This is a genomic window from Nitrosomonas sp. Nm166, from assembly GCF_900112825.1.
In the GTDB taxonomy this organism is placed as follows: Bacteria; Pseudomonadota; Gammaproteobacteria; order Burkholderiales; family Nitrosomonadaceae; genus Nitrosomonas.
This window is the reverse complement of record NZ_FONE01000008.1, coordinates 61254-87058: the sequence shown is the minus strand read 5'-3', so window position 1 is coordinate 87058 and position 25805 is coordinate 61254. Positions and strand designations below refer to the sequence as shown.

Below are 25805 nucleotides of genomic sequence, written 5' to 3'. Positions count from 1 at the left end.
GCAGCAGTTGCAGCAGGAGCTGTTGTTGTAGCTGGTGCTGGGGTATTCGTACTTGCTGGAGATGGATTTGCTGCATGCGCCTGAAAAATCAGACACATCATTCCTGTACAGCATAAACAGAACTTAAGTAGCCATCCAGCTATTCTTGCAAAAATCATATTACTTCCTTTCTCTTTAAAATTAAAAGTATCTGAATTCATAAATTTTATTCCCAAAAATATATTTAGCATTAATCATGCCAATAATAAGATACTGATTAATATATGTTTATTATTTATTTAGAACAACAAGAATTTGTGATTCCCAATATTCTGAGATAGAATTCACAAAAATTTGTGAATTATGCAGGAATGATCGATACCTTTAAAGCACTGTTTCAAGGCTCGCCCTGGTTTGTTGCGCTCATGGACGACACACTGATTTGTCGTGAACTCAACACAACCTGGCGTAATTATTTGAATCTGGCTACAACCGATGCAGTTGCCTTATCTGTGGAGAAATTATTCGCTGATCTCCATGAATCCGCCCTCAGGAATCAAATCAGCCAAGTGGTGCATGAGGGCCACACCATCCATGAAAGTCCCGTCACTTTATTCGAAAAGAATCATTCCACTCAGTCGCCACAGAAAGGATTATTATCCGCTTGGCGCATCCGATCAACACATGACAAACCAATCTGGGTGTTATTGGCATTTAGCCATATCCCCGGACACAATCAGGCATCCAATGAACTGCGCCGCTTAAAAACCATACACGAATTGATCCTTAATGCAGCCGGCGAAGGCGTTTACGGGGTAGATTCCCAAGGCAATACTATCTTCGTCAACGAAGCTGCAACGCAGATACTGGGCTGGCATGCAGCCGATGTGATTGGCAAACCATTGCACGACATTCATCATCACTCCTATCCTGACGGCTCACCTTACCCAAGCAGCGAATGCCCGATTTATGCGGCTATCAAAGATGGCAAGGTGCATCACGGCGATGATGAGGTTTTCTGGCACACCGACGGTACCGCCGTTCCCGTTGAATATACCAGCACACCCATCCGGGAAGATGGCAAGCTAAAGGGAGCAGTGGTGATCTTCCGGGATATTACTGAGCGCAAAAAAAACGAACAGCAGCGTGAAACGGCTTATGAGCAAATCAAAATACTGAAGGATTTACTGGAACATGAGCGTAATTATCTGCGCGATGAGATCAATATCACCATCAATTTTGGCGAAATCATCGGCGAAAGTCAGGCTTTGAAACGCACGCTGATGCAAATTGAAGCAGTCGCCAAAATGCCGACGAATGTGCTGATCCTGGGTGAGTCAGGCGTTGGGAAAGAAATGGTCGCACGCGCGATTCATGCCAACAGTTCCAGAACTGATAAGCCACTGGTGAAAGTAAACTGCGCCTTTATACCCAAGAATCTTTTCGAGAGCGAGTTCTTTGGACATGTTCGCGGATCATTTACCGGTGCTCATCGCGACCGGGTCGGGCGTTTTCAGTTAGCTGCGGGCGGCACCCTGTTTCTGGATGAAATCGGTGAGATTCCTCTGGATTTGCAGGGAAAACTGCTGCGCGTATTACAAGAACATGAATTTGAACGGGTGGGAGATGATAAAACGATTAAAATTGATGTGCGCATCATCGCCGCAACCAACCGCAATTTGAAGGCTGAAGTCGATGCGGGACGGTTTCGTGAAGACTTGTATTATCGCCTCAGTGTTTTTCCGATCGAAGTACCGCCATTGCGGGAGCGAGTTAAGGACATCGGGCCCTTAGCAGTCCATTTTCTGAATAGCATCTGTACAGAGCTGGGACATGAGCCTTTATCATTAACCCAGCAACAACTGGATAGCCTGAATAAATATCATTGGCCGGGTAACATCAGAGAACTCAAGAATGTCATTGAGCGCGCTGTCATTCTCACCAAAGGCAAGCGACTTAGGCTCGATCTTGCGATGCCTGACCATAACGAAACCAGACAAGCTTCTGTATCACTACCAACAGCAGAAACAGAATTCGTTACCGACGCTATTTTCCGTGAGAAAGAACAAATAAATATGCACGCGGCGTTACGACAAGCAGACTGGCGTATATCCGGCATAGGCGGTGCCGCGGAATTACTGGGCATTAAGCCTTCTACATTGGCTTACAGGATGAAACTATACGGCATTAAAAAGCCTGATTAGTTGCGCTCCCTTTATCTTTTAACAAAGAAACGGATAAAATGCATTCCCGACCTGTTTCTGTATTCAGGATCTTGTCACTCAATTTCATGCTTTTCACATCAAAACAAGCCTATCTGGTGTGTTTGAACGGAACAAGCAGTGTATACTGAAACAATGTCTGGCTGTAAGCACCTGGTTGTCAGCAATGAAATTCAAAGCTAGCAGTAAACTTTGAACTGAACTTGAAAGAATCAGAGCAGCGCTGCAAGAACAGCCTGATGAACTTGCTCATGAACCATGGCATCTTTATTTCTGATCTCTGTAGTTTAGAGCTTTGGAAAATATTCGGTAGCGTCTGAAATTTATAAGATGACTTTGAAAAATCAAAAACCCCGCTTTGAGTAGGAGTCAGGATTATGGTTAATCGACAAAAACCGCTGGTCATTATCACAGGAGCTTCCGGCAATATCGGTGGCACCCTCTGCGAAGCCTTAAGGAAGAACTATCATGTAATTGGGCTTGATATTCATCCCTGTAAAAAAGCAGATACCAGTATTGACTGCAATTTAACATCCGACAGTTCCGTAAAATCAGCTTTTGACAAAATACATGTGCAGCACGGACCCAAAATCGCTGCCGTTATTCATCTAGCGGCCTATTTTGATTTTACTGGTGAACATCACCCACTTTATCAGAGTGTCACCGTTGAAGGGACCCGACGCCTGCTCAAGATATTGCAGGATTTTGAAGTTGAGCGGTTTATTTATTCCAGCACCATGCTGGTGCACGAACCCAGTGTGCCAGGTCAAAAAATCAATGAAGACACGCCGCTTAAGCCTGGCTGGGCTTATCCGCAATCCAAAGCCGAGGCAGAAAAAGTCATCCAGCAGGAACATGGTAGCATTCCTTTTACCATCTTGCGGTTAGCCGGCGTATACGATAACGATAGCGCGGTTCCCACATTGGCGCGCCAGATTGCCCGAATTTATGAGCGCGACTTTAAAAGCCATCTATATGCTGGGGATATGATGGCTGGCCAAGCCTTTATTCATAAAGAAGACATGGTGGATCTGTTCATGCGCGTTGTAGATCGCCGCAGGAGTCTGCCGAAAGCCAATATCATACTCGCTGGCGAGGATGAAGTGATGGGCTACCGGGAATTGCAAAATCGGATTGGCCACCTGATTTTCGGCAAGAAGGAATGGCAAACAATCGATATTCCGGAATTTATCGCCAAATCGGGGGCATGGCTGGAGGAACAAGCTGAGCCAATCATTCCTGATACCATTGATCATGGCCAAAAGCCTTTTATCAAGCCATTTATGATTAATCTGGCTTCCGATCATTATGATCTCGATATCAGTCGTGCACGGGAATTACTGGATTGGCAACCCAAACATAATATTTATAATGGATTAAAAAATCTCACTGCCTCGCTTAAAAAAGACCCCGCCGCCTGGTATAAAAGAAACGGCATTCCGCTGCCTGATTGGGTACAAACAGCGGAAGAAAAACACGGCAATGCGGATCAAATCAGGCAACAATATGAAGCCGATTATCGCCGTCAGCACAATGAGAATCTCTGGGCGCATTTCCTCAATATGGGTTTAGCGTGTTGGCTCATGACATCGCCTTCCACTCTGGGATATGAATCGCAAGCCATGATGTGGAGCGATATTATTTCTGGTGCAGTGCTTTTTATTTTCTCATTCATGTCCTTGTCCTGGCGTTTTGCTCTGTCCCGCTGGCTTTGTGGCGCAGTAGGATTCTGGTTATTGAATGCACCATTGATCTTCTGGGCACCCACCGCAGCCGAATACCTCAACGACACGATTATCGGCATACTGGTTATCGGTTTTGCAGTTTTAACCAAGCCGGTACCTGGCGTTGCAGCAATTGCAGAGCAAACTGGACCAGCGATACCGCCAGGCTGGACATATTCACCCTCTAGCTGGTTTCAGCGTTTACCGATCATCGTACTGGCATTTATCGGTTTTTTTATATCCCGCTATCTGTGCGCTTATCAGCTTGGCCATATCGATGGCGTGTGGGAGCCATTTTTTGCTGGTTCATCGCAAGACCCTAAGAACGGAACGGAAGAAATTATTACTTCATACGTTTCTAAGGCCTGGCCGGTACCAGACGCAGGACTTGGAGCAATGACCTATGCCCTGGAAATTCTGACCGGCATTATCGGCTCAGCGAAGCGTTGGCGCACCATGCCGTGGCTGGTGATATTATTCGGCATCATGATTGTCCCCTTGGGCATCGTTTCCATCTTTTTCATCATCATTCAACCCATCTTGCTCGGAACGTGGTGCACATTGTGCCTGATTGCTGCCGTGGCAATGCTGATACAAATTCCTTATTCCATTGATGAATTGATCGCGACGAGCGAATTTCTTTACCGTAGAAAGCAACAGGGACGTTCTCTCCTGCGCGTCTTTTTCCAGGGAGATACCGATGAAGGAAAAGGGGAAGCCGTTGAAGAAGATTTTGCCCAAAAACCATCTATAATTTTTAAGGAAATGCTAGGAGGGGGGGTAACTTTGCCTTGGAATTTAGCACTCTGTATCCCTATTGGTATCTGGCTCATGTTTACACGCGTTACCCTAGATGCTGGAACAAGCATGGCTAACGCAGATCATTTAATTGGCTCGCTTGTACTTACTGTAGCAATTACGGCACTGGCTGAATCAGGCCGTGCTGCCCGCTTTTTCATCATACCGCTGGGCACAGCTTTATTGGTTACACCGTTTTTTTACGATACAAGCACTCTGTCGTTAATTTCTAGCATTTTATGCGGCCTGCTCTTAATCGCATTCAGTTTGCCGCGCGGCATCATATATAACCGCTACGGAAACTGGGACCGGTTTATTATTTAAGTCCTCTAATTCCCCTTAGCATAAAAGTGACCAAATTTCGTAACAGATGCATAGAATGAATGAGTAATTCACATAAAACATGCATTAGATTTAATTGAATATTTTCGAGCATTTTGATGAGATGGTGGTGAATAGGAATCTTCTGAGCAATTCCTCCACCGCATCAGGAGGAACTTACTCAGAGTTTCACAGGAAGCAGATTATGGCCACAGATCAGCTCTTGCATCTGTGAAGACAGTATTATGGCAGGTTATGTAAAGTAGAGCGCCAGCCAATAAATGAAAAATTGAACCGATTATCTCCTTCGATAGGCACTATGCTGTGTCCCGGTTAATGAAGAATTTCCGGTTCCCGATTACCCTTCTCTCAAAACAAATATTTTTTGCGTCTTTTCTCAGCATAGTGCTAATGTTCGGGGACATTTTAATGTCATTTGGGTTTAAGATCCTAATTATTAAAATAAAGTCCATATTCCCTATTATATTGAAGAGAGCCTATGAGTTCGTGGCATGTAAAAACAGCTGAAACCGTCTTCACAGATCTGAAAAGCGATAGCTCCGGCCTTTCTTCTATTGAAGCGAAGGCGCGCTTGCAAACTTATGGAGAGAATAGGCTCCAGGAAGGCAAACCAGTGGCTGCGTGGGAAACGCTAGTTGAGCAATTCAAAAATCTCATGGTCGGCATCCTTTTGCTTGCGGCTGTAGTTTCCGCATATCTTGGCATTAAAACCGGCGACGGCGTGCTGGATGCGGTCATTATTTTCGCAATCGTCATTCTCAACGCGCTATTTGGCTTTGTTCAAGAGTTCAAAGCAGAAAAGGCGATGGAGGCTTTGAGGAAACTTACAGCACCCCATGCTAGAGTTGTTCGGGATAGAAGGCTTACGACAATCTCCTCAATCGAACTTGTTCCCGGCGATATTATCCTTTTAGAAACCGGTGATTCCGTGCCTGCAGATTGCAGATTATTATCACTGGTGCAGTTACAAGTCGATGAATCAGCGTTGACCGGGGAATCCGTTCCGGTCAAGAAAACGCTGGATGTTTTTAAGAACGAAACAGCACTTGCTGAACGGAAGAATATGCTCTTCACGGGAACGGTCATTTCCAGAGGCAGGGCAACAGCATGCGTTGTTGAAACGGGTCAAAAAACAGAACTTGGGAAAATTGCAACGCTGGTTACGGAGACAGAGGTGGAAAAAACACCATTGCAAAAGGAACTTGATAGCGTCGGGAAATTCCTTGTCATTACCATCGGCGTGATTATTGCAATCACATTTGTTGTGGGTTGGTTCAGACTCAATACATTATCGGAGAAGCTTCTTGTTCCAATCGCATTAGCGGTTGCCGCCATTCCGGAGGGACTTGCCGCAGCAATTACCGTTGCGCTCGCATTCGGCTCAGTTGCGATGACGAAAAGAAATGCGATCGCGCGAAAACTTTCGGTCGTCGAAAATCTTGGCTCAGTCAATGTCATTTGTACAGACAAAACAGGCACGTTAACAGCAAATCAGATGACAGTTGAAGCGGTCTATGTGAACGATACCCTTCTTGAAGTCACCGGGAAAGGCTATGCGCCGGAAGGACAAATTCTTGATGGCAAATCCGCTTCTTATGATATCAACAACCCCACATTGCAGATGCTTCTCCAAGCAGGAGCTCTCTGCAACGACGCAAAATTGACAAAAAATAATAACTGGGACATGTTTGGCGACCCAACAGAAGGGTGTCTGCTAACCTTGGCTGGCAAAGCAGAACTCACCAAAGAAGCGATGGAGAAACAGATGCCCCGAGTCGACGAAATTCAGTTCGATTCTGAACGGAAGATGATGACGACCGTCCATCAAACGGAAGAAGAGAGGCTTCTTTTTACCAAAGGGGCGCTTGAATCCGTTCTTGCAAAATGCACCCGTATCATGATGGATGGAAAAATCCAACCGTTGACTGGAAAACAAATCGACGCAATTCATGCGCAACAAAATCAGCTGGCTGATCAGGCCTATCGTATGTTGGCAATTGCATACCGACCCGTAACGACAAAAGACAGCGAAAAGACCTATGAATCCAATCTCATTTTCCTTGGCGTTGTTGCAATGGTTGATCCAATTCGCCCAGAGGTCTATGAGGCAGTCGATATCTGCCATCAGGCAGGTATTCGGGTTGTTATGATTACGGGTGACCACTTAAAAACGGCCGTGGCCATTGCAAAAAAGCTGAACATCCACACTGAAAAAGCACTGGAAGGGGTACAGCTGGATAGCATGTCACCAGAAGAATTGCAGAGAACGATCCAAACTGTCAATGTCTATGCACGGGCATCCCCGGAAACAAAGATACGCATTGTCACGACGTTGCAGGCGGATGGCCAGGTAACCGCCATGACAGGAGATGGAGTGAATGATGCACCTGCCATCAAGAAGGCAGAAGTCGGCATTGCCATGGGCTTACGAGGCACTGATGTTGCCAAACAAAGTTCTTCATTGGTTTTACAGGATGACAATTTTGCAACCATCGTTGCTGCCATTCGGGAAGGCAGGCGCATTTATAACAATATCCGGAAATTCCTTCTCTTCTTATTAGGCTGCAACCTCGGTGAAGTTATCGCTATTTCTGGAGGTTTGCTGATTCTTGGTAATCCTATTCTCTTGCCTATTCAAATCCTGTGGATGAATTTAGTGACTGATGGCGCACCTGCACTGGCACTCTCTGTGCAGCCGGAAGACAAAGCCATCATGAAGAAAAAACCTCGAGATTCAAAAGAAAGAGTTATTGCTCCCTGGATGCGAAAGAATATGATCTTTGTTGGTGTCTTCCAGGGTATTTTGACACTCCTCACCTATTACATTGCGGTCAACTACTTTGCTCTTGGAGAGGTTGAATCGGCTACACTTGCGTTTTCGATGCTTGTGTTACTGGAATTGTTTTATGCGTTAAGTGCCAAGTCAGAGATAGATAGCATTTTTACGATCAAAAAAGGAGAGGGATGGTTATATACGATTGTCTTCGGTTCTGTTCTTGCACAGCTTGCCATTATTTATATTGATTCCCTGAGGGTCATTTTTAAGACAACATTTCTTCCTCCTGAATATTTATTCGTTGTTCTGGTACTTTCTTTATCCTATGTAGGCACTGAAGAGGTCAGAAAGATTTTCAGGCGGCGACAGCTAAAAAAAGGAGAATTGTCTGACTAGGCGCACTGCTTTGCACTGCAATTCATAGCATGAAAAATGATTATTTACTTTTTGTACCCACTGCTTTGCTTCCCGCACCGTCCAGAATGCGCATAACGAGTTCAGATGTTGAGATACCGGGTGTATAGGCAAGCTCCTGAATCATTTCAGCTGGCAATGTGGCGCAAAGTTGGTATTTGTCCAAGCGCTCGTGCTCGGAGGCACAAGCGAAGGTATAAATATCAAAACCATTTTTCTGCATAAATCCCACAGTGACACTCGCCGGCGTTTCTGTCATGACGGCATCGACATATTTACAGGCAGCCACGACAGCCGCGCGCTCCGCCTGCTTCATAACGGGTAGCTTGCCTTTACTTTCTACCACGCGTTCATCGGAAACTACGCATACCGTTAAATGCGTGCCTAATGCCCGTGCTGCCCGCAAGAAATTCACATGGCCTTCATGAAACAGATCGGCCACCATGCGGGTATATACGCGTTTTTGCGGCTGATTTCCCGGCCACACCGGAATTTCTCGGTTTAAACGCGTGAGCGCGCGCTCCAGCCACTGGCGGCTGCGCAGCGCCAGCACATCGTCCGGATCCTTCAAAGCAATCTGATGCGCATAGCACCATGCCTTCGTCAGATTTCCCGATAACCAATGCTGCGCCAGCCTGTGATATGCATAGCAGCGTACCAGCAAAGTAAAATTTTCCAGATTGCGCGCGGATATCACGGTATCCCAGTGGGGATTGGGTGTGCGCCAGTCGCCGTAAAATGCTGCCAGAATTTTTTCTGGTTGACGCGGAAACCAGACTGCACCATAGTCTGTGCTATGCTGAATCAGATCAAATTGAGGAAAAACCGACACGCGCTGGTACTCAGCCGAGTACTTGGGTAACGAAAAACCGCTTATTATTTGCTGTCCTCTCGCTTGCAAGCCGCAGACATCCAGCGTTATTCCCAGTTCCGGATGCACATAATCACGGTAATTCGCATACTCAATCCGCATCGGCGCTCTCACCCAGCCGGCTTCTTCCAGCGCAACGCAGCAGGCATCCCATGAGTCCATCCATACTGCAATGTCCAGATCTTTATCGAAATCCAACAGACACCCATTGCGAACCAAGCCCAGCAAAGTACCCGCAAAGGGAAACGCCGGAATTCTTAATTTGGCCAATTTTACGCAAGTCGTCCACAACAATTTTTCTGCTTCCCCCGAAACAAACACATTGCCTCCAGGCCGCTGCGTTTTTGTTTTTTCCCGCAGCGGCGGGACTTTTCCTGCTTTGGCCAGCGCCATCAAATGGTTCAAGGTATCAATAAAATGCATATGTGCCTCGGACAAATCCAATAAAATAAAACTTGCCGTTCCTAGTACGTGCGCCCAATGTGCCTTATGAAAATCACTTTGCACATGCGCATAAATCCTTGCTGCATAGGGAAGAACATCGGCGGCACGGTCAGTGCGCATTGCCAGCGAACACCATAGTCTCGCAACATCTTGAGACAGCGGATGTTCCTGTTTTAACGGACCCAGAATCCGGTCCGCGTCATTTAACTTGCATGTAGCGATTAAATCCTTCGCTTTCAGCAATAACTCATCAAGCTTCTTACTCATAAAGATAGTCAATCATTTGTATTTATTCACAGATGCTTATAACACGTTATCTCCATCATGAGCGGCTGATAAAAGCATTGCATTTTAACTGTTATGCAATATAATAAAAATAATTCTCATTATTATTTTTCTTTTTAATGAGATCTTAAATATTTGTAATTAAACAAATTAAAGGGATTTCTGGGAATTCAGAACTCCAAGAATGTCTAAATCTATACATTGCTTTAATGCAATCCATAAGGAGACAACGATCATGACAGTAACGATAACAAATCGCCCGAATCTGGGCTCGGGAGCAATCAAATTTATCGACGGCATCCCTTTTGAGGGGATTGGATCGGCTGGATTTGATGACAATGACTTACTTATCATTGGCGACGATGCTGACAATCTTGATCTCATGGGTGGCGACGGCCATGATGAAATAGAGGGTGGCGGTGGCAACGATATTCTGAGAGAAGGTCTCGGCAATGGCATACTCAATGGCGGGGACGGCAATGATGATCTGGATGGAGGACCAGGCACTGAGAAACTGTTTGGCGGCAATGGGGATGATATTCTGCGGGCAGGCGGCAGCGCGCCACAACCCGGTCAAGTGGGGGATTATGACAGACTCAATGGTGGTCCTGGCAATGACACGTTTGGCTTTTATGGTGTCGGTCATTTTCAGATTGCCGATTTTACATTGGGTGAAGATCGCTTGTTCTTTGATTCAACGATACTTGGGATCAATCAAGTCGATCAGTTGGTCTCATATATAACAGGTTTTGAAGATAATGAGGATAGCGGTTTTACCGCTCATTTTGGCCCGACTGCATCCATTGAACTGGTTGGAGTCAACTTAGACTCGATCACAGCAGATATGATTATTTTCAATCTTTGAGTATCCTCAAAGCAAATCCCTTATCTTAGCTGCACATTTACTTCCAGCCAAAGGCTGGAAGTAATACTAATCCAATCTGGACACATCATTCAGACTCTCTAAGCAACATTTTCGGCCTTGCTTTTTGCATTATCCTAATTCCCACACGAACATTTGCTTTATAAAGGATACTTCGTATTCAACGCTGTATCCTCTTCCCCTATCGCCTCGGCGCTATTTTTGCCTTGCCTTCCTGAAATATTGTTTGCATTCCTTCTTCATAGCTTGGCTCTCTTATATTGCCAGAGCCTAACAACCTTCCCAGTTTGGGGTACATTCAATTGCTTCCTTTAGAGCCGTCTAAGTTGTAGTATGAGATGGCTGCATCGAAAGATGCTGATAAATATTGTTCGTTGAACCTTAAAATCATCAATGGGGGAAATGATAATGGAAAAAAGATTAGTTTCAGCATTTGCTGTGCCTTTTGTGTTGTCCTTTGCAATGTCGGGACAGATTCAGGCCGCCACAGTGATAGGTTTCGAAGGCGGGGCAGATCCATTGTTTACCTACAGCGGCGTTGATTTTGTTAACACGCCAGTAAGCGATGTAAGTGGCTATAATAACGTCGCAGCATTCACCGGCAGTACATGGGTTGCATTCAATACACTTGAAGCAACTCCCTCGAGTTTTTTTATCTCGGGAAGTCCAGCAATAACCTTCACCTTGCATTCACTTGTCATCAGCGGTGCCTGGGGGTCTCAGACGCTGACCGTTGAGGGATTCAATAATGGGAGTTTGCTCTTTTCAAGTACTCTTGACATATCTTTGACATCAAAAACATTCTCTCCAGGCTGGACTGGAATCGATGAACTTCGGATATCTACTGGAAGCGATTTTGTGGATGATCCGACTGCGACCGGAATTGGTACACATTGGGCTCTGGATAATTTGACAATAACTCCGATTCCTGAACCGAAAGTTTATGCCATGCTGTTGGCAGGTCTAGGCCTACTGGGATTTATGGCACGCCGGAAAGAATAGAAGCAAGCTGTTTAGTTGCACTTAGCAGGATATACAAGAAAGCCTCGTTGAGACGAGGCTTTCTTGTTTTTAGACTAATTGCTTAGCTATAAATGGTTAACAACCTGCCTTACCGCAAGAAACTTTTGCAGCAAGGCAAATTTGAACTTCTAAATTAACTCATTCTCGTATGCTGCAATGATCTCATTAATCGTTGATCGCGCAGTTAATGCTTTGGAAGCATCACCACTTTCAGTAGCTTCTTTCAAATCTTGCAACGCATTTTGCATCTCCACACGTTGTTGTGCACCCAAACGCAATTCCAGATCAGGCATAAAAATATTGGCATACAAAGATACTCTCTCAGAAGCAATAACTGCCTGATGCTTATCAGTATTAAATGCTGATTCGATTTGACTGATGCTTCTGTTCAACTGACCAATGATTCCTCTGCTGATATCACTAACGATTTCATTGGCAACTACATTAGCCAAATCACCAGTTAATTGGGTTTTGATGCGATTGCTACCTGACGGGTTGTCCTGAGCAATAAATACTTCAACAGTACGATAGAAAAGATCACCCTCAAGCTGTTCTACCCTTGCCTCATCAACATCTGCGCCTCTATTATCAATAACTCCTCCGACTTCGCGCAATACACCAATCAAGAAGCTTCTAACTAGTGGGATAACGATGTTTTCCCGCGCTATCGCGACATTGGTCCGATCATCGGCATTGGCTTTATTGAGCGCTTCTCTACCATTCACAAACGCTAGTGTAATCTGATCATCTAAATCCGGGTTACTACCAGCCTGAAGAGTTTGCTTATCCGCCGTCAATACCATATTTTCTCTGGCTGCAGTGCCAATGATGGCTCCGTAAGCTGAATGCGCCCTATCCCATTCCAGTGCTAATTCATCCGTTGCGAGTTGATCAAAATGATCAGTCACTAATGTAATCCGGTTATAGATACCAAGCGCAAAAACTCGTTGCAACGATTTGTCTATGACTTGTGATGCTAATGAAACCTCATTCCCATTTCTGATATCTTCAATAGCAGCCAGAACACTCTGATCAATCGCTAATCCATACGTTTGATCGATGAATTGCGTTATTTGCTGCAGCTCTCCGGCATATGCTGTAGCAATTGCATCTGCATTGATGGGATCTTGCTCGCGCAAGTCTTTAATTGTAAGAAAACTTGAAACAGCATTATCAACAAGCGCCGTATTACTTGTAGCATTATACTGAACCAAGTTAAGCTCATTCTCATAACTGGCCAGAATCGCTGAGATAGCGTCACGTGCTTCTGCAGATTTGGATACGCTATTCTCACTGCTTGCGCTTTGCAGATTACTGAGCGCGGTTTCCAGATTGCTACGCACCTCAGCGCCTAGGCGCACCTCTACATCCGGCAGAAAGACTCTAGCATAAGCTGCTGCACCTGAAGCTTCTGCCATGGCCTGAGCACGGTTACTGCCAATACTTTCTGCTTGACCATTCATTTCTCCTTTTACGCGGCCAATGAATCCCTTGCTGAGTTCACTAACAATTTCGTCTGCTACGAGATTTGCAGCATTTCCTGTTAGCTGCGCTTTGATGAGCATGTTGCCTACTGGATTGTCCCGTGCAACCAGTGACTCAATGATACGGTAAAAAATTTCTCCTTCTTTTTGCTCTATAGCTGCAGTTTCTGGATCTGTGTTCTTGTTTTCCATGGCGCCAGCCACTTCACGTAAAACTGCTATGTAATACGCCCGGGCTAATGCAATTCTTGTCGTATAACGTTCAACACCGACAACGCTGAAATCTTCCTCTGGATTGCTTTTATTTAGTGCCGCTCTCATCCGCGCAATCGACTCGTTAAACTGAATATCCAACCCTGGGTTGCTACCTTCAACGATTGTTTGTCTATCTGCAGTCAGTATTTCATTGGCTCTTGCAACAGTCCCGCTGATGGCTTGAAACGCTGCGACTACTTCATCCAACATTTGCACTAATTCATCAGATGCCGCAGTGTTAAATTGATCACGTATCGCTGTTATCCTATTCCAAATACTCTGATAAAAGACGCGCTGCAAAGTCTTGTCGATTACCTGACCAGCCAATTTTGGTTCATTGTTACTTTTAATCTCATCAATTGCAGCCAGAATGTCGCTATCCAGTTTTAGTGAATTGGCTGTATCAACCTCCTGTACCAACGTCTGCAGTGCACCGGTATAAGCATTAGCAATGGCATCTCCATTAATTGGCGATTCCTGCCGCAACGTTTTAATTGTATTAAAAGCAGCGGCAGCAGCTTCAATTGTCTGGACATTGGAAGATGTCGCAGCGAATACGCCTGTACCTCCTATACTTAACACAAAAAGAATTAAGCTCATAGCCAATGATTTATGCATTGAAACTATGAGTCTTTTTAATAAAGACATTCTTAAGCTCCCTTTAAAATTAATGAACACTAATACAACTTATAATGATAATAATTATTATTTACAAAATCAATGAAAAAGAAGATCTTGCATTCATAAATTACTAAAAATTAGCAATCAAAGTAGCTCGGACTGCAATGGGAGATCCTGGGGTTATATTGTTATTGTTGTGTACTGAGGCAAAATAATTGGCATCGAACAAATTCTCAATATTTAACTGACCACGAAACCTTTTTGTAAATTGTGCAAACAATGCAGCATCTACGCGAGTAAAATCCGGTATCCTTACGGTGTTATCCGCTGAAGCAAACATGCTGCCCCGATAGATCACACCAAATGCCGCACCCAGCCAAGGCGTAAAGTCATACCGATTCCACATTGAGAAAGTATGACGGGGAAGCTCTCCTACCGTAGCGCCTTTTCTTGCGATTCCTTGTACATCACTGGTAAATTCTCCGACTTGATAAGCGTAACCGCCCATCACGCTCCAATTCGAAGTCAATCGACCGTTGAGACTGACTTCAACACCCTCGGTGCGCTGTCCCTTGGATAAAAAAGTTCGCGATGGATCGTTCGGATCAGCCGTGATGACATTGGTTCGATCCAGTTGGAATACAGCACCTGTCAGTGCTAAGTCAGGGCGAATATCCCATTTGACTCCAGCTTCCAAGGTGGTAAATTTCTCCGGCTTCAACACAGCCGTTGTAACAGTTATACCCGTAAGCTGATCGCCGGCACGCGGAACATATGCTTGACTATAACTGGCATAAAATGAAACAGGTTCAAAAGGCTTATAAATGATCCCAAAACGAGGTGCAATCAGATTATCTTTTGTTTTCAGATGTGTTTTTTCTGCATTTCTTTGCTGAAAATCCACCTCAAACAAATCGTAGCGAACCCCTGCGATTAATTGAAGTTGAGGCAATAGCTCTATCTGATCCTGGATATATAGCGAGGTAACATTGACAACACTTCGATTATGCGCATCTGTGTCTCTCGTCACAAAATCTACCGGCGCATTGGTAATCGGATTACTTAAAGGCACACGTAAATTGACTTGTGCCTCATCATTATTAAAAAAACCGTTACGCCGTCTATTATGGGTGTCCTGACGCCCCACTTCGACACCTGCCATCAATGTATGTGAGATGGGTCCGGTATTGAGGGAATACAGCAAATTCGTTTGATTAAAAACATTCTCGCGCGTTGTTGTATTGTTGTATGCACCCAATGACAGTAATCCCAATCCAGGAATAACCTGGCTGTTTGCAAATATGTTTTGATAAAATTTATCATAGGTTGCATAATTCGTCCGGTTTTGCAGCGTAACACCTGAATCAAATTTGTGTTCAATTAATGAATTGAACGACAGCACATCAATATTTGCATGACTACGTCTCGGGTCGCCAAAAAACTGCGATTCATGTACATTAACAGGCCGCCCCAGAAATGAAGGAATTCCCCGGTCAGCTGTACGATCATCGTGAAACCGCTCCATGTTCACAATAATCTTGGTACGCTTGGTCGGTTTGATGGTGACTGTTGGCGATACTCCGAGCCGTTCCATATTAACGTCATCACGAAAACTGCCTGCATCCTCATACACTGCATTTAAACGAACGGCCGCCACGTCATTAATCACATGACCAACGTCCGCCGTCATTCTTTTCTGATTGAATGAGCCACCTTGAAATGTAAATTCGCGAACTGGATCCCAATTGGCTTGTTTCGTAACACGATTGACAACACCACCTGAGCCACCACGGCCAAAAATCATCCCATTGGCACCTTTAAGGACTTCGACGCGTTCAATGTTATAAAGATCACGGTAAAATTCCGCATCATCGCGGATGCCATCGATAAAGAAATCCCCTGTTGAGCGGTTGCCACGAAACACAAGCGCATCACGATTACCTTCGCCCTGTGATACGCCCACACCAGGCACATAGCGTACTGCATCGCCAAGACTGCGGATGGATTGATCTTTAATCAGTTCACTGGTTATTACCGAAATAGCTTGCGGTACATCGCGCAACAAGGTATTGGTTTTTGTCGCTGTACTGGTACTCATCGCTGCATATCGATTAGTGGCGCTGGCAGTGACTTTCACTGAAGGTAATGTTGTGACAGCAGGTTCGGCTGTAGATTTAGAAGTTGCTATAATTGCATAGCTATCACCCCGCTGCACCACTTGTAATCCAGAACCAGCGAGCAATTGATCAAGTGCTGCTTTAATTTCATAATCACCTGCTAATCCTTGTGTTGTTTTTCCTTGTAGCATCGCAGCATCAATAGCAAGTTGAATGCCTGCTTGTTGAGAAAATTGAATCAAGGCATCATGCAATGAACCAGCGGAAATATCGTAAGTTCGTACTACTGGTGCAGTAGACTGTGCAATACTTGATTTAGAAAGAAAAAATGTCCCCAGGCTCAGGCTGATAAGTGCTGCAAACAAACAAATGCGTCTAGCAAAACTACGGATAATCATAATGTATGATGAGCAAAAATTATTTTGCAGTTTTATTAAGCCTTGGAGCAAGCTAACTAATTCTCAACTCAACGCATCATGCCATCAATGCCACAGCTAACTTAACAACGATGCGCAAAGTTTAAAAAAGGAATAATTGAAAATGCAGATCCTCCGATTAATACACCGGATCTGATCTCTATTAATATCAAGATACCCTTGATATTAACTGAAATATTATATTTGGAAATCTTGAATAAGGCATAAAATCTTTTGTTGCCTTATAAGATAAGGTTATTATTGATCAGTAATCGGTTCGAATATTACCCAGACTTCGCACGGCAACGTGCGTTGCGCCCTTTCTTGCTTAAGTCACTGTTTCACACATGCAGGTTGATTGTTGCGAAATAAAATCCTGTAATTGCGATTTTTGTAACAATGCTTCATCCAAAATTTGTTTAGCATGGCACGCACAAAGACCGCACTGCCCCGTAACTCCTAGACAAGCTTTCAGATCTCTCATCCGACCAGCACCTTGATAAATTGCCTCACGCAATGCCTTTTCTGTTATCCCCTTGCAGACACATACATACATATTGAATACCTTAAGATCTATATAAATTTATTACTTAAAAGATCCAAAAATTATTGATAATGAAAAGATCCAAAAATTATTGATAATGAGAATGATTATTATTATACCGCTTCTTTCATAAAATGCAACTGAAGAATTCTTGTTTTCTTAATTTTCACTTGCAAAACCTGGAGAAAAAAATTAAATATACAAGTTAATGACTTATATAATTCAGAATTGTGCAAGAAGATTACGTGAATATATATCTCCGAACGAATTAAATGAATCCGGACGATAAAATAAATAAGCGTGAGGATGTTATCCGATTAACAGCGATAGTAAAGGCAGGATCGCAGACTCAAGTATTTAAATATTTAAAAAAAGCAACAGAAGTTTTTCCACAGCTTTTCATCTATACCTTATTTGAAAAATAATTTCTGATTGGATGCCCCTACTGTTCCGAGGGGTCAGTGACAAAACCGATTCTTGTCACTCCCGCTTTAGCGGCAATACTCATAGCTTGCGCTACATGCTCGTAATGCGCTAGCTTATCTGCGCGAATATGCAATTCAGTTTCAGGAGCCTGAACTACAGTGGCACGAAAACGAGAATCCAATTGCTGCAGCACGACAGATTCTCCGTTCCAGAACAAACTGCCATCGGCACGGATAGCCAACTCAATATGTTCAGGTCGAGTAATATTGGCAGTGCTTTCTGCTTTTGGCAGATCAATTTTTACAGAATGCGTTAGCAACGGTGCTGTAATAATAAAAATTATCAACAAGACCAGCATGACATCCACCAGCGGTACGACATTGATTTCTGACATTGGCGCTTGACGCCCATTACCCTGCATACTACCAAATCCCATTATTGCCCCCTTTCAATGGCAGCAATATGACTTACTTTATCTGCAGCCTGTTGCGATGACGACGGAGAAGTAGATCCATGCTGATGCTCAGCATCACCAACAGTAATGAGTGTGAACAAATCATGTGCAAAAGCTTCCAAACGCGCAAGCCAGATACGATTACGGCGCATGAAAGCGTTATAGGCGAGCACTGCGGGAATTGCCACCGCCAATCCCAATGCCGTCATGATCAGCGCTTCCCCTACAGGACCTGCTACTTTATCAAGGGTACCTTGGCCTGAGAGTCCAATCTGTATCAGTGCATGATAAATACCCCATACTGTTCCAAACAAACCAATATAAGGAGCAGCCGAGCCCGCAGATGCAATTAGAGTGAGGCCATTTTCAACGCGAGCCGCCTCCTGATCAATACCATTGCGCAGCGTACGTGTAAGAAAATCACTTGTACCACTTGCCACAGCCAATTTATATAAATTGTGCATTTTAGAATCCGTTGCTGCATCAATGCTGAGTTTAGCGAGTTCTGCAAACGCATTGTTGGGTGGCGTAGTCTTGAATTCAACATTGACAGCTTGCAAGGAATCAACATTCCAGAAATGTTTTAGAAAAGCCTCAGCACGACGTGTAGCGATAAAATTCGCAATACTTTTAGTGATGATCAGATACCAGCTCGCTACTGAGAGTGACAGCAGAAGCACCAGCACACAGGTACCTACACTGTCGATTTGAGCTAGAAAATGAGAAAAACCAAGTCCTTGTTCCATTGATTAATTTCCTTGTAATACAAAATTAAAGGGCTGTAAGGCAACTGCTCTGATTGGCTGGCCATTCCGCAGTGACGGATTGCACTGCCAGGTTTTCACCGCAGTCAACGCAGCAGTATCCAGACGTTCATAGCCACTGCTATCAATGACTTTTGCATTATCAATACGCCCATTTTCATCCAGCTCTACGCGCAATACCAGTTTACCTTCTTCACCCATACGACGAGAAATAGCGGGATAAGCAGGAGCAGTTAACTTAGGACAGGAAACAGATAACTCTGAAGATAATGTGATAGGCTCTGCTGGCATTTGTGTAGGTGGTGCTGCGGCCGCAGGCGTGGATTCCTTAGTCTCTACCGATTCCGATAACGGCTCTGATTGTGGTTCAACATATTCCCGCTTAGGTGTTGGCGACTTTACTGCAAGACGCTCTTGTTTGGGCTTGACCACAGGTTTCTTTGCCGGCTGGAGTTTAACAGGCGTAGGTTCGGGTAATGCCTGAGGTGCAGGTTCTGGCATCGGCGATGTGATTAATTCGGCAAATAAGGTCACCATCTGTTCAGGCTGTGGAATTAAACGCTGATTCCATATAAAGTAAAATAATGCTGCATGCGCCGCGAGCACGAGCAAGAATCCAGGTAATGAGATAAAGCGCTGTTGCGATCCCAAGTACTCAATATTTTTTCGAGATAATAACTGCATCGCAGGGGCAAAATCTAAAAAGGTGCTAAATTACAGGAGGCATTTCTAAAGTAATTCCTTTAGAAAATATATATACAGTAAGATTAATTTATCCAAAAGGTTATAATAACGAAAACGATAATAATTATCAATCGCTACAGCTTGCAGTCTATTATTCCCAATAAGTAAATTAGTTATTGCTCAGTAACTTATTAAAAATAAGCGTTGATAATTCACTCTACATCTCTAAATCAATGACATACTCAACACCTGGCTTCTGGCGACGAATAATCTGCCTCGTTTACGAATTTCTCCTTTTATTGGCCATCTTGTTTATTGCCAGTTTTATTTTTCACCTTATTTTCAGTGATACACAGACGGTCTATTTTAAACCGCTTTTTCAGTTCTATTTGCTTGTTATTATGGGATACTACTTCATCTGGTTTTGGACACATGGCGGACAAACATTAGCAATGCAAACCTGGAAAATGCGTATTGTCACTGCAGAGGGAAATGGTTTAACCAAAAAACAGGCTATTACACGCTATTTACTCGCATTAATCTGCAATTTCTTTTTTGGTTTGGGAATTATCTGGGCATTATTTGATCGTGATCATCAGTTTCTTCATGATCGATTAGCGGGAACGCGTATTATAAAAGTAAAGAATTGAGATTCACCCACTTTTATAGTAGCCCATGTGAAAAAAATTGCAACTTTGTATTCACTAATGTATATAATCTAAAATTGTTATAAACCTACGTACTGATAAAAAAGGTTTTTAAGATTCGTCATATTCATATGTAAATAAAACACTTTTTATAAAGACTCATAAAACAGATGCGTGGTCAAATTTTCTCAGTAACATCCAGCCTGAAGCTCTTATTCAGAGAAAGCGCAATCCAAACCAATAGCTTAATTATATTAGCTGCAACACTCCTTACTTTTATTATTGACTTACATTTACCGCTGGGAGTTGTAGCAGGCGTGCTCTATGCATTAGTCATTTTTGCCAGCTTATCAGTGAATGAAACCCATTTAACGCATTTAACCGCTGCGCTAGGGTTTCTGTTCACAATAATTGCTTTTTATTTATCACCAGATATCACAATACCCATGGAGATTGTGATTATTAATCGTGCACTTACTTTATTATTGATAATTTGCACAGCAGTCATGGTGATCAGGATCAAGAAAGCAAATATTGATATGTCGACCCTGATGACTCAGACATTGATTAATCCAATTACTGAACACAAGAATAGGCATGCTTTTGAAATTGAATTGGATACCGAGATACTGCGGTGCAAACGATATCACCGAAATTTATCGGTTGCCGTAATCGATATTGATCACTTTAAAATATTTAGCAACAACCATGACCCTGGCTATACACGCGATGTCATCAAAAGAATTTCCCGAGATATCAAAGCGAATATCAGAACTTCTGATCTCTTTTATCATATAGACACGGATGCATTCGCTATTTTATTTCCCGAAACAGAGCTTTCTGAAGCAAAAGAAGTATGTGAAGCTATTCGCAGGAAAGTTTCAATCAAGATGGATAAAAATAGCGAGAAGAAAATCACCTTAAGCATCGGCATTGCTATGCTTGGCAATAATGATAATAAAATAAATTTACGCCAACGCGCGGAAGATGCGCTAATTACCTCAAAAATCAATGGAAAAAATCTGGTTTCAACCTTACCTCCAGTGGTCAGCAAAGAAAAAAACCCAGTAGCGGCGATTTTATCGCGATCAAGATCTGACTAATTCGATCTTCCGGTTTTTCTAAAAATTTTCTGCTTCTCGTTCAGAGTAGACACGCCACTAGTTTAGTCGGGCTTAGTCATCCTCAATATAATGATGGCAATGCATTTTTTAATGATGCATCTAAAAATTGCTTCAGATTCTCTTATATAATTTCATGCATCCAAATCGGTCAAGATGATCAGTTTGTGAGATAACTATGAGTTTAATAAATAAACCAATGGCCAAGAAACCAAACGGCCACTCATCATTCTCACCTAGAGTAGCCCGACTGCTGCGCGAATCTGTTTGCCTCATTTTGGCAGGAGCTGCGCTTTATTTGATATTGATATTCTTTAGCTACAATCGCGGCGACGCCGGCTGGTCACACAGCGGAGATTTTAATCAAATCCAGAATGCAGGCGGACATGCCGGTGCTTGGTTGGCTGATTTATTACTGTATTTATTTGGTGTGTCTGCCTGGTGGTGGGTTGCATTTTTTCTCTCAGCAGTGGCTTGGAGTTACCGTCGTATTGATATTGCAGGAATCTTTGATCGGCACTCCTTATTACTCTCAGCGGGAGGATTTTTATTATTACTGTCCGCCAGCAGCGGACTGGAATCTCTACGTTTTCATACGCTTAACGTATCACTCCCACAAATGCCGGGTGGTATGCTGGGAAATGCCATCAGTTATTACTTCTCAAAAATACTCGGCTTCACCGGCGCAACACTGACATTGTTAATATTAATTGCTATCGGTTTCAGCCAATTCACAGGCTTATCATGGGTACGCTTTGTTGAGAAAATCGGTGAAAGCATTGAGATTTTCTTACTCTTCATAAAAAACACATGGCAAACACGACAAGATAAGCTGGCAGGGACTATTGCAGCACGTGAGCGGAAGGAAATCGTCGAACATGAGAAAAAGCGTATTCAAGAGAATCCTCAACTTCATATTGAATTGCCAGCCACAACCATTATTAAATCTCAGCGCATCAAGGAAAAACAAACATCCTTGTTTTCTGATTCACCCGATTCACCTTCACCCTTACCGCCTTTGCATCTATTGGATGAGCCCGAAAAGGATTTTGAAATTTTATCCAAAGAAACACTTGAATTTACATCCCGCTTGATTGAACGCAAACTCAAGGAATTTGGCGTTGAAGTTAAAGTGGTCGCCGCTTTCCCCGGTCCAGTGATTACCCGTTATGAAATTGAGCCGGCGGTGGGTGTCAAAGGTAATCAGGTAATTAATCTGATTAAGGATCTGGCGCGCGCGCTATCAGTTGCCAGCATTCGGGTAGTTGAAACCATTCCAGGTAAAACCAGCATGGGACTTGAACTTCCGAATCCCAAGCGACAAGTTGTGCGATTACAGGAAATCTTGGGCTCACAACCCTATACCGACTCCGCTTCCCCACTTACCATTGCGCTGGGCAAAGACATCAGCGGTCGCCCGATTGTATCGGATCTGGCAAAAATGCCGCACGCGCTGGTTGCCGGAACGACCGGTTCAGGAAAATCGGTTGCAATTAATGCAGTTATTTTAAGCCTTATTTATAAGGCCACGCCCGAGCAAACCCGCCTGATTCTGATCGACCCAAAAATGCTGGAACTATCCGTCTATGAAGGCATTCCGCACCTGCTAACACCGGTAGTCACCGACATGCGTGAAGCCGCTAGTGCATTACGCTGGTGCGTTGCCGAAATGGAGCGGCGTTACAAATTGATGTCAGCCTTGGGTGTTCGCAATCTCAGTGGATACAATCAAAAAATTCAAGAGGCAATCAAGAAGGAAGAGCCTGTTGTGAATCCACTCATTCCACTTGGAGAAACGCTGGAATACTTGGAAGAGTTACCGCTGATTGTCGTAGTGATCGACGAACTCGCCGATCTGATGATGGTTGCAGGTAAAAAGGTTGAACACTTGATCGCCCGGCTGGCACAAAAAGCACGGGCATCCGGCATTCATCTTTTATTGGCAACGCAACGTCCCTCGGTAGATGTGATTACTGGTCTGATTAAAGCGAATATTCCAACCCGGATCGCTTTTCAAGTATCCAGCAAGATTGATTCGCGCACCATTCTCGACCAAATGGGTGCCGAAGCCTTGCTCGGTCAAGGTGATATGCTATATCTACCGCCTGGTAGTGGTTACCCACAACGCGTGCATGGCGCTTTCGTCGCCGATCACGAAGTGCACAAGGTGGTTGAATACTTGAAAGAACATGGTCAACCGTGTTACATCGAAGAAATCCTAAAAACGGACGAGGAAGAAAGTGACATGGGGGGCACAGTGGAAATCAAAAAATCTGCAGAAGGTGAGGCTGATCCACTGTATGATGAGGCCGTTGCCATCGTCGTCAAGACCCGCCGCGCTTCAATCTCTCTGGTGCAAAGAAATTTGCGCATTGGCTATAATCGCGCAGCACGCCTTATCGAAGAAATGGAACGTGCCGGCTTGGTTTCATCCATGCAAAGTAATGGCAACCGGGAAGTATTGGCCCCGGCCCGAAGCGAATAATCAGATTGCCGGATTATCAGACATCGTTCTACAGACAACTTTTCATAACAGGAACATTATGTATCGCTCAAGCTGTTCCATTTTTTTGCTGTTATTCAGTGCCTTGATACCAGCATTGGCTGAAGCATCTGCCCTCAATAGTCTAAAACACTTCATCCAGGAAACCCGCACGGTACGTGCAAATTTCTCACAAACACTGTATGACAAGAATACCCGTAACATACAGGAATCAAAAGGTACTATGCAATTTGAACGTCCAGAAAAATTCCGCTGGACCTATGAAAAACCTTATGAACAACTGATTGTCGGCGACGGTACACAAGTCTGGTTTTATGATCCCGATCTGAATCAGGTCACCATACGACAATTCAACATCGCCATCGGCAGCAGCCCGGCTGCGCTGCTCGCTGGCAGCAGTACCATCGAAGACAATTTTATATTGACCGAACTGGGCTTGCAGAACGAAATGGAGTGGCTGGAAGCCATCCCTAAAAGCAAAGAAAGCATTTTTGAATTTATTCAGATGGGATTCTCAGTGGATGGCACCTTAAAAATTATGGCATTACGCGATAATTTTGGTCAAACGACCATATTGTCATTCTCAGATCTAGACAAAAATCCCGAGTTATCGAATGAATTATTCAAATTCACCCCCCCTGCTAGTGCTGATGTCATCAGTGAGTGATACCGACCTGTTTTCATCTAGCCAGCCTAAAGTACCGCTTGCAGAACAATTACGTCCCAAACATCTAGACGACATTATTGGACAGCGCCATTTACTCGGTGCTGGAAAACCATTACGCCTGGCGTTTGAATCGGGCAAACCGCACTCAATGATTTTATGGGGCCCGCCAGGCACAGGTAAAACGACGCTGGCGCGTATCATGTCGACCGAATTCAACTGTGAATTCATCGCACTATCCGCTGTGCTGTCAGGCATCAAAGATATCCGCAATGCGATTGAGCAAGCACAACTCGTGTTACAACAAAGCGGACGGCATACCATTCTTTTTGTTGATGAAGTGCATCGTTTTAATAAATCCCAACAAGACGCCTTTCTACCTTACATTGAACAAGGCTTGATCACCTTTATTGGCGCTACTACCGAAAATCCTTCCTTTGAAGTCAATAGTGCATTGCTGTCACGCGCTCAGGTTTATGTTCTGACCGCTCTGTCGGAACAAGAATTGACGCAGCTATTTGAACGCGCACAGAAACTGGCTTTGAGTCACCTACAATTCTCCGATGAAGCGCGGCAATCATTGATCGAATTCTCCGATGGCGATGCCAGGCGGTTGCTGAATCTGCTGGAACAAATCAGCATTGCGGCTGAAACCGAAGCTATCACCTGTATCAGCGAAGATTATGTCGTTAACGCACTATCACGCCATGCCCGCAGTTTTGATAAAGGCGGTGATGCATTTTATGACCAGATATCCGCCTTGCATAAATCCGTTCGCGGATCTTCACCCGACGCGGCGCTCTACTGGCTGTGCCGCATGCTGGATGGCGGAGCCGATGCTTTGTATATCGGTCGGCGCTTGATCCGCATGGCAGTTGAGGATATCGGCCTGGCCGATCCCCGGGCCTTGCGCCTGGCATTGGATGCCTGCGAAACTTATGAGCGACTGGGCAGTCCGGAGGGCGAACTGGCATTAGCACAAGCTACCTTGTACCTGGCTTGTGCACCTAAAAGCAACGCTGTTTATCTGGCCTACAATAAAGCGCGCTCTTTTATTGCCCATGACAAATCACGCCGCGTCCCCATGCATCTGCGCAATGCACCCACACAACTGATGAAACAGATGGGTTATGGCAAATCTTATCGCTATGCACATGATTACCCACAAGCGTATGCGGCAGGGGAAAACTATTTTCCGGATGACATGCCTGAAGTCAGCTTTTATCAGCCAACCACTTACGGGCTGGAACAGAAGATTCAGGAAAAGCTCGCTTATTTACGCAGCTTGGATGAGCAGGCCAAGCAGTAAAATACAAATAACTTACACCAGCTATTTTGGAGTTT

The 25805-nt window shown here is 44.2% G+C and carries 18 protein-coding genes; 10 read left to right on the top strand and 8 right to left on the bottom strand.

Annotation, left to right across the window (positions count from 1 at the left end; all coding sequences use genetic code 11):
• A partial coding sequence (locus BM021_RS15155; protein ID WP_143074287.1) for a hypothetical protein occupies positions 1 to 200 on the bottom strand: 200 nt, incomplete at its 3' end.
• 150 nt (positions 201 to 350) lie between these two features.
• Here BM021_RS15155 and BM021_RS04060 point away from each other — a divergent pair.
• The 3 genes from BM021_RS04060 to BM021_RS04050 all read left to right on the top strand — a co-directional run bounded on the left by BM021_RS04060 (position 351) and on the right by BM021_RS04050 (position 8237).
• Positions 351 to 2183 carry a sigma-54 interaction domain-containing protein gene (locus BM021_RS04060; RefSeq protein ID WP_090719139.1) on the top strand — a complete coding sequence of 611 codons (1833 nt, stop codon included), beginning with the start codon at positions 351 to 353 and terminating at the stop codon, positions 2181 to 2183.
• Positions 2184 to 2578: 395 nt separating this feature from the next.
• Complete coding sequence (locus BM021_RS04055; protein WP_090719137.1) at positions 2579 to 5047, top strand: vitamin K epoxide reductase family protein; 2469 nt, start codon at positions 2579 to 2581, stop codon at positions 5045 to 5047.
• A 496-nt stretch (positions 5048 to 5543) separates the two neighbouring features.
• A complete protein-coding gene (locus BM021_RS04050; RefSeq protein ID WP_090719135.1) occupies positions 5544 to 8237 on the top strand; it encodes a cation-translocating P-type ATPase in 2694 nt (897 codons plus the stop codon).
• Positions 8238 to 8277: 40 nt separating this feature from the next.
• Here BM021_RS04050 and BM021_RS04045 read toward each other — a convergent pair whose 3' ends face one another.
• A complete protein-coding gene (locus BM021_RS04045) occupies positions 8278 to 9837 on the bottom strand; it encodes an FAD synthase family protein (protein WP_090719133.1) in 1560 nt (519 codons plus the stop codon).
• Between the two features lie 253 nt (positions 9838 to 10090).
• Between BM021_RS04045 and BM021_RS04040 the strand changes: the two genes are divergently transcribed.
• The gene (locus BM021_RS04040) at positions 10091 to 10720 is read left to right on the top strand and encodes a hemolysin expression modulating protein (RefSeq protein WP_090719131.1); all 630 of its coding nucleotides are present in this window, start codon (positions 10091 to 10093) and stop codon (positions 10718 to 10720) included.
• Between the two features lie 426 nt (positions 10721 to 11146).
• Complete coding sequence (locus BM021_RS15980) at positions 11147 to 11740, top strand: PEP-CTERM sorting domain-containing protein (RefSeq protein WP_256207757.1); 594 nt, start codon at positions 11147 to 11149, stop codon at positions 11738 to 11740.
• A gap of 149 nt (positions 11741 to 11889) precedes the next feature.
• Here BM021_RS15980 and BM021_RS04030 read toward each other — a convergent pair whose 3' ends face one another.
• The 6 genes from BM021_RS04030 to BM021_RS04005 all read right to left on the bottom strand — a co-directional run bounded on the left by BM021_RS04030 (position 11890) and on the right by BM021_RS04005 (position 19526).
• Positions 11890 to 14100 (bottom strand): hypothetical protein, encoded by a 2211-nt coding sequence (locus BM021_RS04030; RefSeq protein WP_256207756.1) that lies wholly within the window; start codon positions 14098 to 14100, stop codon positions 11890 to 11892.
• A 151-nt stretch (positions 14101 to 14251) separates the two neighbouring features.
• Positions 14252 to 16636, bottom strand: a complete 2385-nt coding sequence (locus BM021_RS04025; RefSeq protein ID WP_090719126.1) for a TonB-dependent siderophore receptor — start codon at positions 16634 to 16636, stop codon at positions 14252 to 14254.
• Positions 16637 to 16982: 346 nt separating this feature from the next.
• Positions 16983 to 17210: a (2Fe-2S)-binding protein gene (locus tag BM021_RS04020; RefSeq protein WP_090719124.1), complete on the bottom strand. Its 228-nt coding sequence runs from the start codon at positions 17208 to 17210 to the stop codon at positions 16983 to 16985.
• 430 nt (positions 17211 to 17640) lie between these two features.
• Positions 17641 to 18060, bottom strand: coding sequence for an ExbD/TolR family protein (locus BM021_RS04015; RefSeq protein WP_090719122.1), 420 nt, complete (start codon positions 18058 to 18060; stop codon positions 17641 to 17643).
• Complete coding sequence (locus BM021_RS04010) at positions 18060 to 18824, bottom strand: MotA/TolQ/ExbB proton channel family protein (protein WP_090719120.1); 765 nt, start codon at positions 18822 to 18824, stop codon at positions 18060 to 18062. Before BM021_RS04010 ends, BM021_RS04015 begins: the two co-directional genes overlap by 1 nt.
• A gap of 3 nt (positions 18825 to 18827) precedes the next feature.
• Complete coding sequence (locus BM021_RS04005; protein ID WP_090719118.1) at positions 18828 to 19526, bottom strand: energy transducer TonB; 699 nt, start codon at positions 19524 to 19526, stop codon at positions 18828 to 18830.
• 233 nt (positions 19527 to 19759) lie between these two features.
• On the opposite strand from BM021_RS04005, the gene BM021_RS04000 reads away from it, so the two are divergent.
• From BM021_RS04000 to BM021_RS03980, 5 genes are all read left to right on the top strand, one after another.
• A complete protein-coding gene (locus tag BM021_RS04000; RefSeq protein WP_090719116.1) occupies positions 19760 to 20176 on the top strand; it encodes an RDD family protein in 417 nt (138 codons plus the stop codon).
• A 167-nt stretch (positions 20177 to 20343) separates the two neighbouring features.
• Positions 20344 to 21276 (top strand): GGDEF domain-containing protein, encoded by a 933-nt coding sequence (locus tag BM021_RS03995; protein WP_090719114.1) that lies wholly within the window; start codon positions 20344 to 20346, stop codon positions 21274 to 21276.
• A 196-nt stretch (positions 21277 to 21472) separates the two neighbouring features.
• Positions 21473 to 23779: a DNA translocase FtsK gene (locus tag BM021_RS03990; protein WP_090719112.1), complete on the top strand. Its 2307-nt coding sequence runs from the start codon at positions 21473 to 21475 to the stop codon at positions 23777 to 23779.
• Between the two features lie 58 nt (positions 23780 to 23837).
• Positions 23838 to 24464, top strand: a complete 627-nt coding sequence (gene lolA / locus BM021_RS03985) for an outer membrane lipoprotein periplasmic chaperone LolA (protein ID WP_090719110.1) — start codon at positions 23838 to 23840, stop codon at positions 24462 to 24464.
• The gene (locus BM021_RS03980; RefSeq protein WP_305728876.1) at positions 24412 to 25770 is read left to right on the top strand and encodes a replication-associated recombination protein A; all 1359 of its coding nucleotides are present in this window, start codon (positions 24412 to 24414) and stop codon (positions 25768 to 25770) included. The genes lolA and BM021_RS03980 overlap by 53 nt, the downstream gene beginning before the upstream one ends.
• Positions 25771 to 25805: the final 35 nt, after the last annotated feature.

What these genes read in the sequence shown, in the direction of transcription:
- BM021_RS04020 (WP_090719124.1), bottom strand. Translation starts at nt 17,210, where the DNA reads ATGTATGTATGTGTCTGCAAGGGGATAACAGAAAAGGCATTGCGTGAG.
- BM021_RS04030 (WP_256207756.1), bottom strand. Translation starts at nt 14,100, where the DNA reads ATGAGCTTAATTCTTTTTGTGTTAAGTATAGGAGGTACAGGCGTATTC.
- BM021_RS04050 (WP_090719135.1), top strand. Translation starts at nt 5,544, where the DNA reads ATGAGTTCGTGGCATGTAAAAACAGCTGAAACCGTCTTCACAGATCTG.
- BM021_RS04060 (WP_090719139.1), top strand. Translation starts at nt 351, where the DNA reads ATGATCGATACCTTTAAAGCACTGTTTCAAGGCTCGCCCTGGTTTGTT.
- BM021_RS04055 (WP_090719137.1), top strand. Translation starts at nt 2,579, where the DNA reads ATGGTTAATCGACAAAAACCGCTGGTCATTATCACAGGAGCTTCCGGC.
- BM021_RS04045 (WP_090719133.1), bottom strand. Translation starts at nt 9,837, where the DNA reads ATGAGTAAGAAGCTTGATGAGTTATTGCTGAAAGCGAAGGATTTAATC.
- BM021_RS04010 (WP_090719120.1), bottom strand. Translation starts at nt 18,824, where the DNA reads ATGGAACAAGGACTTGGTTTTTCTCATTTTCTAGCTCAAATCGACAGT.
- BM021_RS04000 (WP_090719116.1), top strand. Translation starts at nt 19,760, where the DNA reads ATGACATACTCAACACCTGGCTTCTGGCGACGAATAATCTGCCTCGTT.
- BM021_RS03995 (WP_090719114.1), top strand. Translation starts at nt 20,344, where the DNA reads ATGCGTGGTCAAATTTTCTCAGTAACATCCAGCCTGAAGCTCTTATTC.
- BM021_RS04040 (WP_090719131.1), top strand. Translation starts at nt 10,091, where the DNA reads ATGACAGTAACGATAACAAATCGCCCGAATCTGGGCTCGGGAGCAATC.
- lolA (WP_090719110.1), top strand. Translation starts at nt 23,838, where the DNA reads ATGTATCGCTCAAGCTGTTCCATTTTTTTGCTGTTATTCAGTGCCTTG.
- BM021_RS03980 (WP_305728876.1), top strand. Translation starts at nt 24,412, where the DNA reads ATGAATTATTCAAATTCACCCCCCCTGCTAGTGCTGATGTCATCAGTG.
- BM021_RS04025 (WP_090719126.1), bottom strand. Translation starts at nt 16,636, where the DNA reads ATGATTATCCGTAGTTTTGCTAGACGCATTTGTTTGTTTGCAGCACTT.
- BM021_RS04015 (WP_090719122.1), bottom strand. Translation starts at nt 18,060, where the DNA reads ATGGGATTTGGTAGTATGCAGGGTAATGGGCGTCAAGCGCCAATGTCA.
- BM021_RS04005 (WP_090719118.1), bottom strand. Translation starts at nt 19,526, where the DNA reads ATGCAGTTATTATCTCGAAAAAATATTGAGTACTTGGGATCGCAACAG.
- BM021_RS03990 (WP_090719112.1), top strand. Translation starts at nt 21,473, where the DNA reads ATGAGTTTAATAAATAAACCAATGGCCAAGAAACCAAACGGCCACTCA.
- BM021_RS15980 (WP_256207757.1), top strand. Translation starts at nt 11,147, where the DNA reads ATGGAAAAAAGATTAGTTTCAGCATTTGCTGTGCCTTTTGTGTTGTCC.